Genomic DNA, 665 nt, shown 5'->3' with positions numbered 1-665 from the left:
TTTTCAACAGATAAAGGGATTTGGACGTATTTTTGTCACCACTGGCGCGACTGGTTTCCGGGGTTAGGTTCACGGGCCAACTTTGCCAAACAGGCCGCGAACCTTTGGGTTGTCAAACAAAAACTGCAAGAGAAGCTGGCGATGTTATTGGGCGCATTCGACAGACCGGTACATATTATCGACGGATTTCCTCTGCCCGTCTGTGGATTCAAAAGAGCGAAAGGCAGTTCTAGCTTTAAAGGGCAAGCCGATTATGGATACTGTGCCGCCAAGAACGAAACATATTACGGCTTTAAAGGGCACCTGATGATAGATGAAACAGGCGTGGTGATAGGGATAACGTTGACGCCCGCCAGTGTCAGTGAGCGTGAAGCGGCCTGGGATTTGATCGCCCCGATAAAAGGCTGTTTGCTCGGCGATAAAGGGTATTTAGGCGTTGAATTTAAACAGGAAATGAAGGCAGAGGGTATTGAAATGATAACCCCGGTGCGTGCCAATATGGATGATCCCATCCCCAGAACAACGAGAAGGGTCATTAACGCCAAACGCCGTTTAATTGAAACCGTGATTGGTCAATTCGCCGGGCAATTTTCTCTCGAGAAGTGCTGGGCACGGGATTTGTGGCATTTGAGTAATCGAATAGCCAGAAAACTGCTTTCTCATAC

The 665-nt window shown here is 48.3% G+C and carries 1 protein-coding gene; it reads left to right on the top strand.

Translation table 11 applies throughout. From position 1 onward, the window contains the following. Window positions 1-665: IS982 family transposase (locus AAC854_RS22885; protein ID WP_340619099.1), on the top strand; the 665-nt coding region annotated here is incomplete at both ends.

Source organism: Xenorhabdus entomophaga, from assembly GCF_037996725.1.
Lineage (GTDB): Bacteria > Pseudomonadota > Gammaproteobacteria > Enterobacterales > Enterobacteriaceae > Xenorhabdus > Xenorhabdus khoisanae.
The sequence above is the reverse complement of the archived record's forward strand: the minus strand, read 5'-3'. Positions and strand labels throughout refer to the sequence as shown.